Source organism: Arthrobacter sp. JCM 19049, from assembly GCF_001310435.1.
The window spans coordinates 1-1722 of the sequence record NZ_BAXF01000453.1 but is presented as its reverse complement, the minus strand read 5'-3'; the positions used below and the strand labels follow the sequence as shown (position 1 = coordinate 1722).

The 1722-nt window shown below is 67.9% G+C and carries 4 protein-coding genes; all 4 read right to left on the bottom strand.

All coding sequences use genetic code 11. The annotated features are described in order from the left end of the window. Nucleotides 1-139: 139 nt before the first annotated feature. The gene (locus tag JCM19049_RS13305; RefSeq protein ID WP_279403212.1) at nt 140-670 is read right to left on the bottom strand and encodes a hypothetical protein; all 531 of its coding nucleotides are present in this window, start codon (nt 668-670) and stop codon (nt 140-142) included. After that, entirely contained in the window at nt 571-1077 is a 507-nt protein-coding gene (locus JCM19049_RS13300) for a hypothetical protein (protein ID WP_054821825.1), read from the bottom strand. The genes JCM19049_RS13305 and JCM19049_RS13300 overlap by 100 nt, the downstream gene beginning before the upstream one ends. After that, nucleotides 1070-1213, bottom strand: a complete 144-nt coding sequence (locus tag JCM19049_RS20965) for a hypothetical protein (protein ID WP_279403211.1) — start codon at nt 1211-1213, stop codon at nt 1070-1072. The genes JCM19049_RS13300 and JCM19049_RS20965 overlap by 8 nt, the downstream gene beginning before the upstream one ends. A 51-nt stretch (nt 1214-1264) precedes the next feature. Next, on the bottom strand, nt 1265-1722 hold a 458-nt coding region (locus tag JCM19049_RS13295), incomplete at its 5' end, for a VWA domain-containing protein (protein WP_279403210.1).

The window sequence follows — 1722 nt, the reverse complement described above, 5'->3', positions numbered from 1 at the left end:
GGCTGATCCTGCTGCTGTTCGGCGGGGGCCGGTTCGGCTGAAGCCTGCCCGGCATCCTGGTCGGTGTCCGGTTCGCCGGCCGGTTCGCCCTCGAAGATCGGCGCGGCGCCCGGGAAGGGCTGCTCGGTGCCGGTGACCTCTACGGCCAGCTCGTAGTCGAAGGGCACCGCATTGGACTTCTGCTGCCAGGTGTCGGAATACACCACCACGTAGTAGTCCCCGCCCAGGTAGCGTCCTTGCCGATCGAACCGGAACGGTTGGACTGGTCGACCGCGGTGCGCATGTTCAAGGTCGCCGTGGAGTTCGTCTTGGAGCGGTACAGGGAATTTTCCCCCACCATCTGCACCTGCTCGCGCACCGCCGAGTACACCGCCACGCCCACCTTGTTGGTGCCCGCTTCGGTGTTGTTCCCGCTGGTGGCGCGCAGGTTCAGCTTCTGCCCGTTGCCCACGTGCACCTTGTAGTAGCGTCCCTCGCTGGTCAGTGCGGAGTCGGCATAGATCTTCCCGGACTCGATGGGCAGCGCGTCGTTGAAGCTGGAGCCGCCCAGCACCGGGTCCGCCTGCCCGGTCACGGTGACGGAGCTGGGTTCATCGGCCTGGCGCGCCTCGGCGCCCAGCAGCGTGGCGTCCACGGCCGGTTCCAGCACGTAGAGCAGCTCCACGTCCATGGGGGCGTCCTTTTGCAGTTCCCCGTCGCGGGCCACCTTGCGAACAGTTCGCCGGTGCCGTCGGCGAAGCAGCCGGTGGAGGCGTCCTGGCGGTACTCGGGGCTGTTGACGTAGCCGCTCATCGGGCGGCCGAGCTCACTGGTGTTGGAGTTGGCGCTCTGCGCGGAGGTGCACTCGCGCCCCTGCCCGTTGACCAGCTGCACCCGCACCCGGCCGGAGGCCACGGTGGCGTGGTCGTAGGTCTGGTCCGGGATCATGGTGGCGGAGAAGTGGGCGCGCTCGCCGGGCTTGAGCGGACCGATCTTGTAGTACTTGGTGGTGCCGTCCTTGCTGACCCAGCTCTCGGTTTCCCCGCGCTCCAGGGTGTCCAGGTACTGGCCGGGAACCATGGTGGGGGCCTCATGCATCTGGGTGGCGCCTGAATCGGGGCGCGGCCGGGGTGTAGCCGGCGAAGGCGCGCAGGGTGCGCACCGTCAGCTCCTGCTGCAGCGAGTCGGCGTCCTGGGCGGTGACGTAGCTGCGCCGGTGGTCTTGGCGATGCATTCCAGTTCGGCCGGGCCTTGGAGTTCACCTTGAAGCCGATGGTGTGCACGGTCAGGTCGATGCCCTGCCCGGCCAGGTCCTTCGCCGCGTCACAGGCCGGGGGCTCGAAGCAGTTCTCCTCGCCGTCGGAGACCAGGATGATCGACTTGGGGCCCTTGACCTGCTGCAGCTCCTTGGCCGCATGCAGCAGCGAGGCCCGATCGGGGTTTCGCCCACGGCCTTCAGCCCGTCCAGCTTGCCGGCCAGCTCCTTCTTGTCCACCGGGCCCGGTTTCTGCACGGTGGTGATGTCATCGCACTTCTTCGGGGTCTTGGAGCCGTAGACGACCAGGCCCATCGACGCGTCCTGGGGTGCGTTGTTGATCAGGTGCTTGGTGGCCTTCTTCGCGGCGTCGATGCGGGTGGTGCCCTTCCCGTCCGCGTCCTTGGCCAGCATGGAGCTGGAGTAGTCCATGACCACCATGACCGGCTGCAGTTCGGCGGCCGGGGGCTCATCGGCCTGCGCGGCGG